The following is a 257-nucleotide window of genomic DNA, read 5'->3' on the forward strand; positions in this document are numbered from 1 at the left end:
GCAGGTGCAAGCGCCAGATCGGCGGGTCGACGGCTTCGATATAGCCTTGCTGGGCCAGGCAGTCGGCAATCGCCTGCAACACCCCTTCGGCCACCAGCGGTCCGTGGAAGGGGCCCTGGGCCTTGATCGCCGAAGGCTGGGAGCCGGACATGCCGGCGGCGCAAAGCAGGGTCCAGAGTCCGTTCTCTCCGGCCAGCGGCCTGACCACGCATTCGATTCGCGTGGTCAGCCCCAGACAAGGGCGGATGAGGCAGAGG

Annotated in this window: 1 protein-coding gene; it reads right to left on the minus strand. The window is 67.7% G+C overall.

All coding sequences use genetic code 11. The features are described from left to right. Nucleotides 1–257: hypothetical protein (locus ACLJNW_RS26485; RefSeq protein ID WP_410961551.1), on the minus strand; the 257-nt coding region annotated here is incomplete at both ends.

The sequence above is a fragment of the Salmonella sp. SAL4457 genome, assembly GCF_046548235.1.
Taxonomy (GTDB): Bacteria; Pseudomonadota; Gammaproteobacteria; order Enterobacterales; family Enterobacteriaceae; genus Salmonella; species Salmonella enterica.